This is a genomic window from Arthrobacter sp. TmT3-37 (genome assembly GCF_054510835.1).
The window spans coordinates 303,025-318,753 of record NZ_JBTNDU010000002.1; the positions used below are offsets into that span (position 1 = coordinate 303,025).

The following is a 15,729-nucleotide window of genomic DNA, read 5'->3' on the forward strand; positions in this document are numbered from 1 at the left end:
GGCAGGCTGCGGCAATACTGAGCAATACCTGCGCGCGCGGGCCGGTTCCGGCACGAATCCTTGCAGGAGCGGGGCAGCAGGGGAGCGGGCGTCAGCCCATCTCGGCGTAGCGCCGCGCCTGGCCGAGGGCCCCGCGCATGCCGTCGGCGTCGTGCACCGTGCCGTACCCCGGGGTGTCGCGCTGGAAGCGCCAGCCCTCTGCGAGGGATCCTGCGTCCACGGCGTCGAAGCCGAACTCGTCGAGGAGCTCCACCACGGCCTGCTTCGCGTCGGAGTCGTCGCCGGCGATCGGCAGTGCACGGCGGTCCGGGGTGCCGGCGGGCGTGCCGTCCGTGGTCAGCTGGGCGGCGGCGATGTTGTTGAAGACCTTCACCACGGAGGAACCCGGGAGATGGCGCTGCACGAGCTCGCTCGTGGTCGTGGTCTCGTCGTCCAGCTCGGCGATCCGGCCGTCCCGGTACGGGTAGTAGTTGCAGGTGTCGATGACCAGCTTGCCGGCGAGCGGCTCCACGGGGACCGAGCCGATGTCCTTGAGCGGGATGGTGACGACGACGACGTCGCCCTCCCGCGCGGCGTCGTCGACGGTCCCGGCACGCGCCGCGTCGCCGAGTTCGCGAACGAGGTCCTGCAGCGTCTCCGGGCCCCGTGAGTTGCTCATCACCACGCGGTAGCCACGGGCGACGGCCAGGCGTGCGAGCTGCGAGCCGATGTGGCCGCTGCCGATGAAGCCGATGGTGCTGCGCGGGACGTCGGTCCGGGGTGTCGTGTTCTCACTCATGCCCAGCACAACCTCCCCGGTCCGGGGTTATTCCTCAACCGCGCTGCGCACCGTCCGTCCAGACGTAGAACTTCTCCGGTCGCCCGGCCGAGCCGTACTGCGGAACGATCCTCGCCTGGCCCCGGGACACCAGGAACTCGAGGTACCGCCGCGCGCTGACGCGGGCCATGCCGAGCCTTTCCGCGACGTCGGAGGCCGACGTACCGCGGCCCTGGCTGCGCAGGTCCTGCATCACGGCGTCGAGTGTCGGCGCCGAGAGGCCCTTCGGGGTCGTGACTGTTGCGGTGGCCGCACCGCCGAGGGCGGCTCCGCCCGGCGCGGTCGTCCGGAGGAGCTGGTCGATCCTGCCCTGGTCCAGCGATGCCGACCCGTCCGCCGCGTGGTCCTCGAGGTCGGCGCGGTACGCGACGTACGAGTCCAGGCGCTCGTTGAGCACGGCCGCATTGAAGGGCTTCACGAGGTAGTGCAGCACGCCGCCGGCCACCGCGGCGCGCACGGTCTCGAGTTCGCGGGCGGCCGTGATCGCGATGACGTCGACGGGTTCGCCCGGCCGGTTGCGCAGCGCACGGAGCACCTCGATGCCCGTCATGTCCGGGAGGTGGATGTCGAGCAGGACGAGCCGCGGCCTCAGCTCGTCGGCGAGTTCGAGTGCACGGGCACCGGTGTGCGCGGCCCCGACGACCTCGAACGCGCCGTGGGCGAGGAGGAACCCGGTGTGGATCCCGGCGACCTGGTGGTCGTCGTCCACGACCAGGGTGGGGATCGGGGGCTGCTTCCTGCGCGGTGCCGCGGGGGGAGTCGCGCCGGTCATGGCACCTGCAGCGTGGTGCGGGGGGTGTCGGCGAGCGACGGCGCGAGCCAGACGGTGAACTCCGCGCCGCCGAGGTCGGAGTCGTCGACGACGACGTGCCCGGAGCGGCGGCGCGCGATGCGGTCCACGAGCGCGAGGCCGAAGCCGCGCGTCCCGGTGGAGCCCCCGTCCTTCGTGGAGTAGCCGGAGGAGAAGATGCCGTCGATGTGCGCTGGCGCCACGCCGGGGCCGTTGTCGGAGACCGTGATGCGCACGGCGTCGTCGTCCGTGTCCACCTGGACGACCACCCGGCCGTCGGGGCGTCCGCTGCCTGCGACGGCTTCCATGGCGTTGTCGATCAGGATGCCGAGCACGGTCACGACGTCCGTGGTGCCGTCCGGCTGGAGCGTCGAGGTGTCGTCGATCGAGAGCGTGATGCCCTTCTCCGCGGCGATGGTGCTCTTCGTCATGAGCAGGCTCGCAGCGTCGGGGTCCTGGATGCCCGGGGCGATCGATCCCGACACGAGCGAACCGCCGTGGCCGGAGCGCGAGATGAAGTCCACGGCCTGTTCGGTGCGGCCCAGTTCGAGCAGGCCCGAGATGGTGTGCATGCGGTTGGCGAACTCGTGCGCCTGCGCCCGGAGCGCCTGCGTGACGTCGCGCTCGCCGTCGAGGTCGGTGAGCAGCTGGTACAGCTCGGTGCGGTCACGGAGGATCATGACGCGGCCCACGCGCGTGCCGTCCACCAGGGCGTCGGACGTGCGGGCGAGGAGGACGCGCTCGCCGGACAGCACGGTCTCGTCGGTGTCGGCGGGATCGACGAGGAGCCGCGCGAGGGCGGGTTCCATGACGTCGTCGGCCAACTGGCCCGTGGCGGCGTCGTCGAGGTTCAGGAGCCTCTTGGCCTCGTCGTTGAGGAGCGCGATCCGGTGGTGCTCGTCGACGGCGACCATGCCCTCGCTGATGCCGTGGATCATGGCGTCGCGGGTCTCGAGGAGGGAGGCGATCTGCTCGGGTTCCAGGCGGTAGATGCGACGCCATACGAGGCGGGAGATCCAGATCGCGCCGGCGGACCCCACGAGTGCGGCCACGATCAGCCAGGCCAGGAGGCGCGGGAGGTCCTCGTAGAGGTCGGCGTCGAGCTCCGACTCCAGTGTGCCGACGGACGCCGTGCCGATGATGCTGCCGGCGCCGTCGTAGATGGGTACCTTCACACGCCAGGACTTGCCGAGCGTCCCGGTCTGGGTGCCCACGAAGATGTCCCCGGAGAGGGGGATGGACGGATCGGTGGAGACGGGCTCCCCGATGAGGTCCGGGTTCGGGTGCGAGTAGCGGATGCCCTCCTCGTCCGTGACGACGACGTAGGTCACGCCCGTGGACTGCCGGATGAGGTCGGCGATGGGCTGGATCGTGGCGCTGGGATCCGGCTGGTCGAAGGCCTCGACCACCGAGGGCAGCTGGGCGACCGACTGGGCGACGCCGACCATCCGGCCCTGGTACTGCTCCCGGATCTGCAGGCGCTGCATGGCGACGGCGGTGGAACCCGCCACGGCGACGATGACGAGCACGATGGCCAACTGCAGGAGGAACAGCTGCGATCGGAGCGACATCGTTCGGATCATCCTCATAGTGTGACACGCCGTGTCGCGTCACATCATGGCGCCCCCGGTCGCCGGAGGAGCCGCCATGACCACAAAGACCAATACGAGCACTACGACCGCATTCTTTACCGCCGATCGGCCGCCTTCCTACCCTGAGGACAGCAGTGGTGACCCGCATCACATCTCGCACTCGAATCTCAAGGAAGAGAAGATCATGACGATCGATCGCACAACGGCGCGCCGTTCGACCCTCACAACCCTCGCCCTCGTCTCCGCCCTGGCCCTCTCGGCCTGCAGCTCGATGACGCAGAGCACCACCTCCGACGAGGCGGACGGTGCCATCGAGAAGCTCCAGATCGTGGTTCCCGCCGATCCCGGTGGAGGCTGGGACCAGACCGGCCGGGCCATGGAGACCGACCTCAAGGAGAACGAACTCGTGGGCAATGCGTCCGTGGTCAACGTGGGCGGCGCCGGCGGTACCAACGGCCTCGCGCAGCTCGCCACCGAGACGGACCCCAACACCCTCATGGTCATGGGATACGTGATGGTGGGTGCCGTGGAGACCAACAATGCGGCCAACCGCATCGAGGACACCACGCCGATCGCCCGCCTGACCGAGGAACCCCTCGTGATCGTGGTCCCCGCGGACTCCCCGTACCAGACCATCCAGGACCTGCTCGACGACATCGAGGCCAAGGGCCAGGGCGTCTCCATCACGGGCGGCTCGGCCGGCGGTGCTGACCACATCCTCGCCGGCTCCGTCCTCAAGGAAGCGGGCATCACGCCCGACAACCTGAACTACATCCCGTACTCCGGCGGCGGCGAGTCCCTCGCGGCACTGCTCGGCAACAAGGTGAACGCCGGTATCTCGGGTGTCGGCGAGTACGCGGAGCAGGTCAACTCCGGCAAGCTCCGCGCCCTCGCCGTCTCCGGTGAGGAGGCCGCGCCGCAGCTGCCCGACACCCCGACCCTCACCGAGGAGGGCGTGGACCTTGTGCTCACCAACTGGCGCGGCGTCGTCGCCCCCGGGAACATCGACGACGCCCAGGCGGACAAGCTGACCCAGCTGGTCACCGACCTGCACGAGACCGACACCTGGAAGGCCACCCTCGAGGAGAACAACTGGTCGGACGCCTTCCTGTCCGGCGACGAGTTCCAGTCCTTCCTCGACGAGGACATCGCCAGCGTCAAGACGACCCTCACCGACATCGGACTGCTGTAGCAGATGAGTACCTCCGTGGAGAACGCCCCCGGGAGCGGCACGGCCGCCGCTCCCGGCAGGCCGATCGGTGAGCTGATCTTCGCGCTCATCATCGTCAGCATCGGTGTGGTCGGCTTCGTGGCCGGCGCCGGCATCCAGACCCCGCCGTCGGCCAGCGACATCGGGCCGCGCGCCTTCCCGTTCGCCGTATCGGCACTGCTCGTCGCCGTCGGCGTCGGCCTGGTGATCCAGATCCTCCGCGGCCATCGTGGAGCAGCCGACGAGGGCGAGGACGTGGACCTCGAGGCGAAGACCGACTGGCTGACCGTCGGCAAGCTCGCAGCGTTCGTGCTGGTCCACGCCTTCCTCATCGTTCCGCTTGGCTGGCCCGTCGCCGCCGCCTTCCTGTTCTTCGGAGCAGCCTGGTCCCTCGGGGCCCGCCCCTGGTGGCGCAACCTCGTCACCGCCATCGTCCTGGCACTGGTGCTGCAGTTCGTCTTCGGCGGACTGCTCGGCGTCTCGCTGCCCCCCGGCTTCCTCGAAGGGTTCGGTGTCTTCGGTGGATAACTTCTTCATGCTGATGGAGGGCTTCGCCACGGCGATGCAACCCATCTACCTGCTCTTCGCGCTCGGCGGCGTGCTCGTCGGCACCGCCGTCGGCGTCCTCCCGGGCATCGGCCCGGCCATGACCGTCGCGCTGCTCATGCCCATCACGTACAGCCTGGAACCGACGGCGGCGATCATCGTCTTCGCCGGCATCTACTACGGCGGCATGTACGGCGGGTCGACCACGTCCATCCTGCTCAACACGCCCGGCGAGTCGTCCTCGATCGTCACGGCGCTCGAGGGCAACAAGATGGCCAAGGCCGGCAGGGGAGCGGCAGCGCTGGCGACGGCGGCGGTCGGCTCGTTCGTCGCCGGCACCATCGCCACCGTCCTGCTCAGCTTCGTCGCTCCGTACGTGGCGGCCTTCGCGGTGCAGATCGGCCCCGTGGAGTACGTGGCCCTGATGGTCGTGGCGTTCCTGACGGTCGGCGCACTCCTCGGTTCGTCCGTGCTGCGTGGCCTCGCGTCCCTCGGCCTCGGCCTCTTCATCGCGCTCGTGGGCTTCGACTCGCTCACCGCCCAGCAGCGCTACACCTTCGGCAGCCCCTTCCTGGCGGACGGGATCGACGTCGTCCTCGTGGCGGTGGCGCTCTTCGCCGTCGGCGAGGCGCTGTACGTGGCCTCCCGCCTCCGGCACGGCCCCATCAAGGTCATCCCGGTGACCGGCGGCTGGACGAGCTGGCTCCGCAAGGACGATCTCCGCCGCTCCTGGAAGCCATGGCTCCGGGGAACACTGATCGGCTTCCCCGTCGGCACCATCCCCGCCGGTGGAGCAGACGTCGCGACCTTCCTGTCCTACGCCTCGGAGCGCAAGCTCGCCAAGGGCGAGAACAAGAAGCAGTTCGGCAAGGGTGCCATCGAGGGCGTCGCGGGTCCTGAAGCCGCGAACAACGCGGCTGCAGCCGGCGTCCTGGTGCCCCTGCTGACACTCGGCATCCCGACGACGGCGACCGCCGCCATGATGCTCGTGGCCTTCCAGCGGTACCAGATCCCCGTGGGCCCGCAGCTCTTCGAATCGAACAGCGCGCTCGTGTGGGCGCTCATCGCAAGCCTCTACGTCGGCAACCTGATGCTGCTCGTGCTGAACCTCCCGCTCGTGGGCATCTGGGTCAAGATCCTCCAGATCCCGCGGCCCTACCTGTACGCGGGCATCCTGGTGTTCGCCGTGCTGGGTGCGTTCTCGGTGAACTTCACCCCGATCGACGTGATCATCCTGCTGATCGTCGGCATCCTCGGATTCTTCATGAGGCGCTTCGGCTACCCGATCGCGCCGATGGTGGTGGGCCTGATCCTCGGGCCCATCTTCGAGAGCCAGCTGCGCAGGTCGCTCGCGATCTCGCAGGGCGATCCGGTGGCGCTCGTGCAGTCACCCGTCGCGGCCGTCATCTACGTCGTCCTGATCATCATCTTCGCGCTGTCCTTCCTGCTGAAGCGCCGCCAGCGCCAGTTCGAGGCGATGGTCGCGGCGAACGCCGACGCATCCGACGTCGTCCGCAGTTCCACGGCGGCCCCCGAGGCCGCCGTTGCCCCGACGACGACCACCCGAGAGGATCCTGACCGATGAGCACGATCGTTGTGGGCTACGTGCCCAACGCCCTGGGCGATGCCGCCGTCGCCGAGGCGGTGGAGGAGGCCCGACGACGGGACGCCGAGCTCGTGGTCATCAACACCACGCGCGCCGACCGCCTCGTCAACCCCGCCTATGCCGACTCGGAGGACGTCTCGAAGCTCGAGGGCATGCTCCGGTCCACCGGTGTCCCGTACTCGGTACGTCACAGCATCTCCGAGGCCACGGCGGCCGAGGAGGTCGTGGAGACGGCGGAGGAACTGGATGCTGACCTGATCGTGATCGGGCTGCGGCACCGGACGCCGGTGGGCAAGCTGATCATGGGTTCCACGGCGCAGACCATCCTGCTCTCGGCCCGCTGCAACGTCCTGGCGGTCAAGCTGGCCTGACGCTGCGGCACCGGCGTCACGACGCGGAACGCCTGTTCCACAGGTCGACGGCGGGTTCCTCCGGAAGGGGTGGCCCGCCGTCGTCGTGCCGGGCGTGGGAAGACTGACGGGTGGCCCCGCGCCGGCTGATTCCGTGCCTCATGAGCCCATCCGCCACCCCCAGAATCGGGGGCGAGCGGACAGGTACTGAGCCCGGCACGACCCCGATGTCAAGGGCCTCCGGCCCACCGACCCGAGGTCCTGCCGAGCCATTCGGAAGCAGTCGGACAGCCACGCAGATGCTGCTATGGGGAACGACCCGGTCGGGCTGCGTCGAGCCGGGTGCGCTAAGCCGCGGCGGCGAAGAGTTCGAGGGCGATGTTGTCCGGGTCCCGGAACTCCAGGATGTAGCCCGCACCGATGTCCTTGACCCCGCCGTGTGCGATGCCCATGGCATCGAGCTGCGCCGCCGCGTCGTCGAGCACCGGGCGGCCGTCGACGGCGAAGGCGACGTGATCGAGGCCCACGCGGTTCTCGCTGAAGCGGTCGTCGGCCACAGGTCGCAGTCCCAGCAGGCTGCCGCCCAGTCTGTAGATCACGCCGCCGTAGAGGAACCCGAGGCCCTCACGCGTCTCCTCGTCGGCGCCCTCGGGCACCTCGAACGCGATGGGCAGGCCGAAGAGGGCATCGTAGAAGGCGCGTGAGGTGTCGATGTCCGTGACCGTGAGGCGGACGTGGGCAAAGGCCGTGATGGGGATCGTCATGGTGCGAGTGTTGCACGCTGCACCGACGCGGGTCGGGATCCGCACGCGGGACAAGGCGGCGCGGGCAGCCGCGTCCGGTGGATACGCTGAATCCGTGACCGCCGTCGGAGCCACCCTCCTCGCCCTCGCCCCGACCGCGGGCGCCGTGGTGCTCCTCATGGCCGTCACCCTCGGTGTCCTCACCTGGTCGCGGTCTCCCCATCGGTTCGCTCCCGCGCTCGCCGTCCTGCGCGGTGCGGTGCAGCTGGGGCTCATCAGCCTCGTCCTGGGCGGAGTCATCACGGATCCGCTGTGGGTGGCCTGCGCGCTGCTCGTCATGTTCGCCGTCGCCACCGGAACCGCCACACGCCGCATCGGGTTCACCCGCGCGCACCTCGCCGTCGTGGCCTCCGGCATGGCCCTGGGCGTCACCGTGACCCTCGCCATCGTGTTCGCCACCGGAGCGATCCTCGCGGAGCCGCGCTATCTCCTGGCCCTCGGCGGGATCGTCATCGGCAACACGATGTCCATCGCGACGCTCGCCGGCCGGCGGCTCCGACGATCGACCCTCGAGCGATGGGACGAGGTGGAAGGCTGGCTCGCGCTCGGTTCGACGCCGAGGAGGGCGACCCTGGAGCTGGCCCGCACCGCGGTGTACGAGGCCCTCATCCCGTCCACCGACCAGACCAGGACCACGGGCCTGGTCACGCTCCCGGGTGCCTTCGTCGGTGCGATCTTCGGTGGGATCTCGCCGCTCGAGGCAGGACGCTTCCAGATCGTGGTCCTCGCCGCGATCATGGCGGCGGGCGCACTGACCGCCGTCGTCCTGGTGCGCGGGCTCGCCCCCGCCACCTCCCGGCCTGGTCCGCTCGACTAGGCGGGCCCGCGCCCGGACGGGCCCGACGCCGACGGGCGGGAATGCCGAGCCCTCCCGAAACGCTGCACGGGATATGAAGAAGATCGGATTCCTGTCCTTCGGCCACTACCAGGACGTGCGCGGCTCCCTGGTGCCCACCGCGCAGGAATCACTGGTGCAGGCCGTCGAACTGGCGGTCGCGGCGGAGGAGCTCGGCGTCGACGGCGCGTACATGCGTGTCCACCACTTCGCGCCGCAGTACTCGGCGCCGTTCCCCGTACTCGCAGCCATGGCCGCGCGGACGAAGACCATCGAACTCGGCACGGGCGTGATCGACATGCGCTACGAGAACCCGCTGTACATGGCGGAGGAAGCTGCAGTCACCGACCTCATCAGCAACCGGCGACTGCAGCTCGGCATCAGCCGTGGGTCTCCCGAGACCGCGCTCGACGGCTCACGGACCTTCGGCTACGTGCCGGCGGAGGGAACCACGGACGCGGACCTCGCGCGCGACAAGGCCGCGTTGTTCCGGCGCGCGATCGCAGGGCACGGTGTCGCCGACGCCAATCCCCGCATGACCGGCAGCCCGGGCAGGCTGCCGATCGACCCCCTCTCGCCCGGGCTGCCGGAGCGCATCTGGTGGGGTTCCGGTACCCGGGCCACCGCGCAGTGGGCGGGGGAGCAGGGCATGAACCTCATGAGTTCCACGCTCCTCACCGAGGACACCGGTGTCCCGTTCGACGAACTCCAGGCCGAGCAGATCGACATCTTCCGCAAGGCATGGGCGGACGCCGGACATGCCTGGAGGCCGAGGGTCTCGGTGAGCCGCAGCATCCGGCCCATCGTGAGCGAGGCGGACGAGTACTACTTCGGCATCCGCGCCCAGCGGGAGTCGACGGATCAGGTGGGGATCCTCGACGGCGCGAGGTCGCGGTTCGGCCGCAGCTACATCGGAGCGCCGGACGTCATCGCGGAACAACTCGCCGCCGACGCCGCCGTCCAGGCCGCCGACACGCTGCTCGTGACCATCCCCAACCAGCTGGGCGTCGACTTCAACGCCGCACTGCTGGGCAACATCGTGACGCTCGTGGGACCGGCCGCGGGTCTGCGCTGACCCCGCGGGGGACCCGAACCCTGCCGGAGGGTTTCCCCTCCGGCGAACCTCCGGTACCGTAAAACAATAAGCATGCTGACCATTCCGTCGGCGGACGTGGACGAGCCGAAGGACGTGCAGTGGACCGGGTCCAGCGACAGAGGATGCTCGACGCGCTGTCGCTGTGCAACCTCCCCCTCGACCAAGTGTGGCTCCACTACTGCGGCAACGGTGGCCACCTCGGGGAGGCACGGATCGACCTCTTCCTCAAGGGCGGGGCACGCCTGCCGGCCCTCGAGCGTGACATCCTCGCGCACGCGATCAACGAGATGCTCTGGGACCGGCAGCTTCCCAGCCTCGTACCCTACGTGCTCCCGCCCGTCGTGGACGGAGGCACCGACGGTCCCGGGATCAGCGCCGCCGCAGCATGGTTGCTCACCGACGACGAGGCGGAGGGCGAGCGGTTGAAGTCCCTCGCCGCGACGGGCCTGGTGCACAGCGGTCCTGTCCCCGTGCTCGACGCCCTGGTGGAGGAGGCGCGGGACGCCTTCGGCGTCAGCTCCGCGAGCGTGTCCGTGATCGGCGCGTACCACCAGCACCTGAAGGCCTCGATCGGGCCACTCCGTGGGCACCTGCCGCGGAGGGAGGCCTTCTGCGACGAGACGATCCGGACGGCGTATCCGCTGGTGGTTACCGACACCCATGCGGACGGCCGCTTCAGCGACCACCCGCTCGTCGTCGACGAACCGTACCTGAGGTTCTACGCGGGCCACCCGCTCCAGGGCCCCGGCGGCTGGAACATCGGCACCTTCTGCATCCTCGACCAGCGTCCCCATCCCTTCCCGGGGGAGAAGCAGCGGTTCCTCCGCTCCTTCGTCCGCCGTGCCCAGCAGGAGATCGGGCGCTCACGCCACGCCGAGGAAGCGCGCCGCGGCGACGCGACGAGGAACTGAGCCGCAAGGATCAGGGGGTGCGCGCCGTGCCGCCGGTCAGCTCGAGCGCGACGTCCGCGACGGAGCGCCTAGCCTGCTCCGCCCGGGAGACCAGCTCACGGAACGCGCTGCGGTCGTCGATGCCGAGCTGGGCCATCAGGATGCCCTTCGCCATGCCGATGCGGTCGCGCATCTGCAGGGCGGTCGCCAGTTCCGACCGGATCTGGTGCGGAGTCTCCGTCGTCTGGACGTGGCTGAGGAGGGCCGCGGCGGGAACGGCGAAACGCGTCAGCGCGCGCTCGGTGGCCTCGTCGAAGGCGCCGGCCCGGGTGGAGTACACCTTCATGGCCCCGATCGTCGTGCTGCCCTGGATCAGGGGCACGCTCTGGCAGGACCGCACCCCCATGGCGGCGGCGGCCTCGGCCCATCGTGGCCACAGCTGGTCGGCGGCGGTGGTGTCGTCCGCGCGGACGGGTGCGCTCCTGGACCAGGCGGTGAGGCAGGGACCCTCGGAGAACTCGTACTGCAGTTCGTCGGCGCGGCGGACCAGGGTATCGGTGGCGCCGGTGCTCGTGCGCTCCCCGCGGTGGATCAGGGACACGCCGGCCCCGACCGCGCCGGGGATGAGGTCGCGTGCAGCTTCGGCGAGCAGGTCGACAGCGTGCTGCACGGTCTCTTCGGTGAGGAGGAGGCCACGGACGCGGCCGAAGACCACGGCCAATTCGTTGAGATTGGGCTCTGAGTGCAAGATAAGCCTCGGGATGTCCAGGTGCCGGCCATGCCGGCACTATGCCGTGCCCACTTCTGGACACGTCAAAGATAGTCAACGGGTGGAAGCGAGGCAAATTGCCCGACCCCGATACCCGATGCCTCGTCGGTCGGGTCGATCTCGTCCTCTGCGTCTGTCCTCACGCCGCTCCACTCGCTAGCATTGTCGGTAGTTGTTCAACAGCCAGCAGCTTCCTGATCGTCGCGCCCGCCTCGAGGGCGTTGCAGTGCAAGGGGGACATGTCATGGGCGAGGCGTTGGACTTCCTACCCGGATCGGATGCACGGAGCCTGCTCCAGGACCTGCTGGTGGTGAGCGCCGGCCTCGACGAGTTCCTCGACGGGCTCGTGGGTGCCGCGGCGGCCGTGTTCTCGGACGAGCATTCCGAGACCCTGACCAGCGTCACCCTCCTGCGTCCCCGGAGCAAGGCCACCATAGCGAGCAGCTGCCAGACGGCCCGCCGACTCGCGGACATCCAGTACCGGTTCGACGACGGCCCCTGCATGAGGGCGGCAGCCACGGGCCGGACCGTCGGTGTGCCGGACTTCGCCGCTGACGGCACCTTCCCGCTCTACGCCTCCGCGGCCCTGCAGCGCGGCATCCGCTCCAGCCTCGGTGTCCCCGTCCCACTGGACGGGCCGGAGAGAGTCGCGGTCACCTACTATTCCCGCGAGCCGGGTGCGTTCCCCGAGGAGAAGGTGGAGCGGGCGGAACACTTCGCCGCGGAGGCGTCCACGCCCCTGCGCCTCGCTCTCCGCCTCGCGCGGCTCACGGAGCGGGCGGAACACCTCGCCGCGGCCATGGAGTCACGCACCACCATCGACCTGGCAGCGGGAATCATCATGGCGCAGAACCGGTGCGGCCAGGAGGAGGCGATCGAGATCCTGCGGGCGGCGTCCAGTTCGCGCAACATGAAGCTCCGCGATCTCGCCTCGAGTGTCCTCACGAGCACGGTCGATGCGCCGGTCAGCACGCACTTCGACTGAGCGCCGGGATCATCGACACGAGCGGTGCGTCTCCGGTCAGGGGTGTTGGGTGGCGGAATTCACGACGCGTTCGGCGACCAGTCGGAGCTTCATGTTCCGGCTGCTGGCGGCCCGTTGCAGGATCGCCATGGCGTCGGCCTGGGAGCACTTGTTCTGGAACATGATGATCCCGACCGCGGTGTTGATGGTCTGTCGGGAGGCGAGCGCCGCTTCCAGATCGTGGTTCTCGTCGTCCACCGACGCGGCGCGCACGGCGAACCGCAGCGACGACGACGCCGCCTCGGCCAACGCTTCGGCGGCCTTGATGGCTGCCGATGGAAAGGCATCGGGCTGGGCGGCGTACAGATTGAGAGCCGCACGTCCGCTGTCCTCCAGGGCGAACGAGACACCCAGGATCGATCGGACCCGGCGGGTGTCGAGCCGCTCGAGGTACACGGGCCAGCGCGCATCCCGGACGGTGTCCGGGCAGTACACCGAGCGTTCCGTCATGGCGGCCTCGAGGCACGGGCCCTCGTGGAAACGGTTCTGGAACTCGTCGGCCTGCCGTGCGACGGCGTCGCTCGCTGCCAGGGTGCCGGCTTTCCGACGCCGGACGAGCGTGATAGCACAGGATACGGGAACCGCTCCGGAGAGCCGCTCCGCCGCCATGACGGCGAACTCGTCGAGGAACTCCTGGATACCCGCCGTCTCGGTCAGGAGGGAGAACAGCTCGTCATTGACGTCGCTCAGTACTTCCTGCTCGGTCACAGCTCTTCCCTCGGCCTGGCGGATACTCCTGATCTCGGTTCTAGCCTACGCCGTTGCCCGGGCCGGCGAGGGAGCCGTTCAGGGGCTCAGGGCGCGGACCTGAGCCGCGGCGGCCTCTTCCGCCTTCGTCGCCCGCGCGAGGGCGCGGTCGGCGGACGCCGCCTCCCGATCGAGGGCAGCGGCCTCGGCGTCGACGTCGGTGATCTCCCGGCGGAGTGCGTCGAGGCGTTCCTCGAGATCCTCGATGGAGGCCGTCAGCCCATCGCGCCGCACGACGAGCCGCCGGGATTTCTGCTGCAGCCCCGCCGCTGCCTCCTCGGCCTCCATCCGCGCGTGCTGAGCGGCCGCGAACCGCGCGTCGGCTTCCTTCCGCCGGCGTGCAGGGACCGCGGTCGGCTCCGGCGTCCGGTGACACGGGCCCGCGGCGCCCGTGTCGGTCGCGTCGTCCGTCGCCGTCGTCTCCCCGTCCGCGGGTGGAGTGAAGGGGCCGGCCACCGCGCCCTCGAGGTCCACGGGATCCCAGCCGGTGACCTCGAGCGTCCGGACGAGCCGGCCGGTGAGTACCGCCGCAGCCGCCGCAGGATCCGCGAGGGCGGCCCGCAGGGTCTGCTCGACGCCGGGCAGGGCTGCGGGGCCGATGGTGTGCCCGATCTCCGCGGCGGCATCGAGGGACTGCCGCGCGACGGCGGTGAGGAGGCGCTGTCGCTGCTGGCCCAACGCGTTCAGTTGGGCACGGTCGAGGCTGTCCTGCGCCTCCCTGAGCGAGGCACCGAGCTCGAGCACCTGCTCCACCTCGTTGCGCCGGCGATCGACGAGGACGTTGACGAGCCAGGCCGCCGCGGCCGGCTTGGGTAGCTTCCGCAGGGTCGCAGCGAGGTCCCTGGCGCCCTCCCCGGTTGCTTCCTTCGCCGCGGTGTTCCGGGCCTCCGTGAATCGATCGAGCGGCAGGACGTACAGGGCCTCTGCCTGTTCCACGAGGTCCATGGGGCTGCGGTGTCCTTTCGTGGTGCTCGTTACGGCCGCCCCGGGCGGGCCGGCCGCCGTCGTCGGGGGAGGGGCAGCGGCACCCGTGCGACCAGCGAGGGCCGGACCACGGGCCCGGACTCTCACCGGGGAGCACGCCCGATTATAGGCACCGGACATCGGCGGCGACAGGGGAGCGCGCTCCTGTTCCCGACGGCGGCGGGCGGGTAGAGATGGGAGGGGTGCCATCCCGGCACCGCCTTCCGTACGGCCCCAGGGAGACTCCGTGTACACCTCGGTTGCAGACCAGACCACCGAACAGCTCGGTGGGCCGCTCAGCGTGCTCGTCCGCCAGAAGCGGGACCACGTGAGGCTGAGCGCGTTGCTCGAGCAGCTGCGTGGGACGTCCGGCGAGACCCAGGCCGACGTGCTGCTCGACATCTACCGGCTGGTGTTCCCCCACGCGTTCGCGGAGGAATCCGTCCTGTGGCCCGTGATGCGCAGGGTCCTGCCCGACGGCGGCGAGCTCACGCTGGAGGTGGAGCGCGAGCACCAGGAGGTCAACGAGCTGGTGCAGAAGCTCGAAGGACTCCCGGACGGCTTCACCGAACGGGCGGATGTCCTCGGGCGGCTCGCCGAGGTGCTCGACGACGACGTCCGTGACGAGGAGGACTCCCTCTTCCCCCGGCTGCAGGCCCGGGTCTCCCGCCGGGAGCTGCAGGTGCTCGGCGTCCTGTGGGAGGTGGTGCGGCGCATCGCGCCGACGCGGGCCCACCCCGTGGTGGCACGGCGCCCGCCCGGCAACGTCGTCGCCGCCCTGCCGCTGTCCGTCCTCGACCGGGGCCGTGATGCCGTGGACCACGCGCTCCTCGGCGCTCCCGGGAGCCTCGTCCCCGCGCTCCACCGGATCAGTTCGGCACTGGCGCGGGCCTCCCACGCCGTCGAGCTGCTGCCGATCATGCGCTCCGGCGAGGACCCCTCCACGCGGTACGTCGCCGGCAGGCCGCCGTTCCCCTGGGTTGCCGTCCTCGTCTGCCTCGCTGCGGCGGGGCTGGTCGGCGCCGGGGCCCGGCGCGTCCTCCGGCGGAACGGTTGAGCCCTGGCGTTGCCGGTGTCCATCCGGCGGAGTCGCGACGGCCGGTGGTGGCGCAGGACAGGCAAGCGGTGTGTACTGGGGTCTTCGCGGATGCGTGGGCATGTCGCGGACCTGATGCACGGAAAGGACCCGCCCCATGGAAGCACGATGCCCCAGCTGCGGATCGGCCCTGATCGAACTGAGCGAGGATCAATGGCCGGCGGAGGGGCCGGTGCCCGACGGGACCCTCGCCGTCTTCCAGTGTGAGCAGAACCACAGGATCCTCGTGGGGGAGACGCAGGTCCAGGCGTAGGCCGCACGATCCGATCGGGACGTGGCGGGCGCCCCTGGCCGCCCTGCCCTAGGCGCCGGTACCGCCGGCGTCCCGGATGATGCGCGTCAGCTCGTCCCGCAGGGCCACTGCCTCGTCGACCGTGAGCTGGAGGCGATCGCCCTGCTCCATCCAGCCCACGCTGATGGTCGGCCTGCCCTGGTCGTCGGGCGAGGGGGACAGCCCGACCGCCAGGGCCCGGCCCCCCGTCCGTGTCACGTCACCGACGATCAGTTCGCCGCCGTCGTCCTCTGCAACTGCCATGATTCCTCCTGCAGGTCCTGTGCTGTTCCTCCCATGCTGGCGGGACGCGGACGGCGGTGT

General features: G+C 70.2%; 18 protein-coding genes. 10 read left to right on the top strand and 8 right to left on the bottom strand.

Annotated features, from left to right (window positions below; translation table 11 throughout):
• Positions 1 to 91 precede the first annotated feature (91 nt).
• Genes ACX80U_RS04200 through ACX80U_RS04210 form a run of 3 tightly spaced genes read right to left on the bottom strand, consistent with a single transcriptional unit; the run spans position 92 to position 3,190 of the window.
• The gene (locus tag ACX80U_RS04200) at positions 92 to 778 is read right to left on the bottom strand and encodes an NAD(P)-binding domain-containing protein (protein ID WP_133082663.1); all 687 of its coding nucleotides are present in this window, start codon (positions 776 to 778) and stop codon (positions 92 to 94) included.
• 34 nt (positions 779 to 812) lie between these two features.
• Entirely contained in the window at positions 813 to 1,589 is a 777-nt protein-coding gene (locus ACX80U_RS04205) for a response regulator (RefSeq protein WP_459267533.1), read from the bottom strand.
• Positions 1,586 to 3,190 (bottom strand): ATP-binding protein, encoded by a 1,605-nt coding sequence (locus ACX80U_RS04210; protein WP_459267534.1) that lies wholly within the window; start codon positions 3,188 to 3,190, stop codon positions 1,586 to 1,588. The genes ACX80U_RS04205 and ACX80U_RS04210 overlap by 4 nt, the downstream gene beginning before the upstream one ends.
• A gap of 193 nt (positions 3,191 to 3,383) precedes the next feature.
• Between ACX80U_RS04210 and ACX80U_RS04215 the strand changes: the two genes are divergently transcribed.
• Genes ACX80U_RS04215 through ACX80U_RS04230 form a run of 4 tightly spaced genes read left to right on the top strand, consistent with a single transcriptional unit; the run spans position 3,384 to position 6,932 of the window.
• Positions 3,384 to 4,391, top strand: a complete 1,008-nt coding sequence (locus ACX80U_RS04215) for a tripartite tricarboxylate transporter substrate-binding protein (RefSeq protein ID WP_133082666.1) — start codon at positions 3,384 to 3,386, stop codon at positions 4,389 to 4,391.
• A gap of 3 nt (positions 4,392 to 4,394) precedes the next feature.
• Positions 4,395 to 4,937 (top strand): tripartite tricarboxylate transporter TctB family protein, encoded by a 543-nt coding sequence (locus ACX80U_RS04220; RefSeq protein WP_208740456.1) that lies wholly within the window; start codon positions 4,395 to 4,397, stop codon positions 4,935 to 4,937.
• The gene (locus ACX80U_RS04225) at positions 4,930 to 6,540 is read left to right on the top strand and encodes a tripartite tricarboxylate transporter permease (RefSeq protein ID WP_459267535.1); all 1,611 of its coding nucleotides are present in this window, start codon (positions 4,930 to 4,932) and stop codon (positions 6,538 to 6,540) included. The genes ACX80U_RS04220 and ACX80U_RS04225 overlap by 8 nt, the downstream gene beginning before the upstream one ends.
• On the top strand, positions 6,537 to 6,932 hold the full coding sequence (locus ACX80U_RS04230; protein WP_133082669.1) for a universal stress protein: 396 nt from the start codon (positions 6,537 to 6,539) through the stop codon (positions 6,930 to 6,932). Before ACX80U_RS04225 ends, ACX80U_RS04230 begins: the two co-directional genes overlap by 4 nt.
• A gap of 326 nt (positions 6,933 to 7,258) precedes the next feature.
• On the opposite strand, the gene ACX80U_RS04235 is transcribed toward ACX80U_RS04230, so the two are convergent.
• Positions 7,259 to 7,675 (bottom strand): VOC family protein, encoded by a 417-nt coding sequence (locus ACX80U_RS04235; RefSeq protein ID WP_133082670.1) that lies wholly within the window; start codon positions 7,673 to 7,675, stop codon positions 7,259 to 7,261.
• Between the two features lie 94 nt (positions 7,676 to 7,769).
• Here ACX80U_RS04235 and ACX80U_RS04240 point away from each other — a divergent pair, with 94 nt between their 5' ends.
• The 3 genes from ACX80U_RS04240 (at position 7,770) to ACX80U_RS04250 (ending at position 10,556) form a co-directional block, all read left to right on the top strand.
• Positions 7,770 to 8,531: an ABC transporter permease gene (locus tag ACX80U_RS04240; protein ID WP_459267536.1), complete on the top strand. Its 762-nt coding sequence runs from the start codon at positions 7,770 to 7,772 to the stop codon at positions 8,529 to 8,531.
• A 73-nt stretch (positions 8,532 to 8,604) separates the two neighbouring features.
• Entirely contained in the window at positions 8,605 to 9,624 is a 1,020-nt protein-coding gene (locus ACX80U_RS04245; RefSeq protein ID WP_459267537.1) for an LLM class flavin-dependent oxidoreductase, read from the top strand.
• A gap of 119 nt (positions 9,625 to 9,743) precedes the next feature.
• Positions 9,744 to 10,556, top strand: a complete 813-nt coding sequence (locus tag ACX80U_RS04250; protein ID WP_208739583.1) for a GAF domain-containing protein — start codon at positions 9,744 to 9,746, stop codon at positions 10,554 to 10,556.
• Between the two features lie 10 nt (positions 10,557 to 10,566).
• Here ACX80U_RS04250 and ACX80U_RS04255 read toward each other — a convergent pair whose 3' ends face one another.
• Entirely contained in the window at positions 10,567 to 11,283 is a 717-nt protein-coding gene (locus ACX80U_RS04255) for a GAF and ANTAR domain-containing protein (RefSeq protein WP_459267538.1), read from the bottom strand.
• Between the two features lie 265 nt (positions 11,284 to 11,548).
• On the opposite strand from ACX80U_RS04255, the gene ACX80U_RS04260 reads away from it, so the two are divergent.
• Positions 11,549 to 12,289 (top strand): GAF and ANTAR domain-containing protein, encoded by a 741-nt coding sequence (locus ACX80U_RS04260; RefSeq protein ID WP_459267539.1) that lies wholly within the window; start codon positions 11,549 to 11,551, stop codon positions 12,287 to 12,289.
• A gap of 36 nt (positions 12,290 to 12,325) precedes the next feature.
• On the opposite strand, the gene ACX80U_RS04265 is transcribed toward ACX80U_RS04260, so the two are convergent.
• Both ACX80U_RS04265 and ACX80U_RS04270 read right to left on the bottom strand, forming a co-directional pair.
• Positions 12,326 to 13,036 carry a GAF and ANTAR domain-containing protein gene (locus ACX80U_RS04265; RefSeq protein WP_459267540.1) on the bottom strand — a complete coding sequence of 237 codons (711 nt, stop codon included), beginning with the start codon at positions 13,034 to 13,036 and terminating at the stop codon, positions 12,326 to 12,328.
• Positions 13,037 to 13,114: 78 nt separating this feature from the next.
• Positions 13,115 to 14,020, bottom strand: coding sequence for a hypothetical protein (locus ACX80U_RS04270; RefSeq protein WP_459267541.1), 906 nt, complete (start codon positions 14,018 to 14,020; stop codon positions 13,115 to 13,117).
• 265 nt (positions 14,021 to 14,285) lie between these two features.
• On the opposite strand from ACX80U_RS04270, the gene ACX80U_RS04275 reads away from it, so the two are divergent.
• Both ACX80U_RS04275 and ACX80U_RS04280 read left to right on the top strand, forming a co-directional pair.
• A complete protein-coding gene (locus ACX80U_RS04275) occupies positions 14,286 to 15,095 on the top strand; it encodes a hemerythrin domain-containing protein (RefSeq protein WP_459267542.1) in 810 nt (269 codons plus the stop codon).
• Positions 15,096 to 15,231: 136 nt separating this feature from the next.
• Entirely contained in the window at positions 15,232 to 15,387 is a 156-nt protein-coding gene (locus ACX80U_RS04280; RefSeq protein WP_208739579.1) for a hypothetical protein, read from the top strand.
• 48 nt (positions 15,388 to 15,435) lie between these two features.
• On the opposite strand, the gene ACX80U_RS04285 is transcribed toward ACX80U_RS04280, so the two are convergent.
• Positions 15,436 to 15,669 (bottom strand): hypothetical protein, encoded by a 234-nt coding sequence (locus ACX80U_RS04285; RefSeq protein WP_133082679.1) that lies wholly within the window; start codon positions 15,667 to 15,669, stop codon positions 15,436 to 15,438.
• Between the last annotated feature and the right edge of the window lie 60 nt (positions 15,670 to 15,729).

Excerpts from the sequence above, each read along its gene's own strand:
- ACX80U_RS04200 (WP_133082663.1), bottom strand. The coding sequence starts at position 778 with ATGAGTGAGAACACGACACCCCGGACCGACGTCCCGCGCAGCACCATC.
- ACX80U_RS04205 (WP_459267533.1), bottom strand. The coding sequence starts at position 1,589 with ATGACCGGCGCGACTCCCCCCGCGGCACCGCGCAGGAAGCAGCCCCCG.
- ACX80U_RS04210 (WP_459267534.1), bottom strand. The coding sequence starts at position 3,190 with ATGATCCGAACGATGTCGCTCCGATCGCAGCTGTTCCTCCTGCAGTTG.
- ACX80U_RS04215 (WP_133082666.1), top strand. The coding sequence starts at position 3,384 with ATGACGATCGATCGCACAACGGCGCGCCGTTCGACCCTCACAACCCTC.
- ACX80U_RS04220 (WP_208740456.1), top strand. The coding sequence starts at position 4,395 with ATGAGTACCTCCGTGGAGAACGCCCCCGGGAGCGGCACGGCCGCCGCT.
- ACX80U_RS04230 (WP_133082669.1), top strand. The coding sequence starts at position 6,537 with ATGAGCACGATCGTTGTGGGCTACGTGCCCAACGCCCTGGGCGATGCC.
- ACX80U_RS04235 (WP_133082670.1), bottom strand. The coding sequence starts at position 7,675 with ATGACGATCCCCATCACGGCCTTTGCCCACGTCCGCCTCACGGTCACG.
- ACX80U_RS04245 (WP_459267537.1), top strand. The coding sequence starts at position 8,605 with ATGAAGAAGATCGGATTCCTGTCCTTCGGCCACTACCAGGACGTGCGC.
- ACX80U_RS04260 (WP_459267539.1), top strand. The coding sequence starts at position 11,549 with ATGGGCGAGGCGTTGGACTTCCTACCCGGATCGGATGCACGGAGCCTG.
- ACX80U_RS04270 (WP_459267541.1), bottom strand. The coding sequence starts at position 14,020 with ATGGACCTCGTGGAACAGGCAGAGGCCCTGTACGTCCTGCCGCTCGAT.
- ACX80U_RS04280 (WP_208739579.1), top strand. The coding sequence starts at position 15,232 with ATGGAAGCACGATGCCCCAGCTGCGGATCGGCCCTGATCGAACTGAGC.
- ACX80U_RS04285 (WP_133082679.1), bottom strand. The coding sequence starts at position 15,669 with ATGGCAGTTGCAGAGGACGACGGCGGCGAACTGATCGTCGGTGACGTG.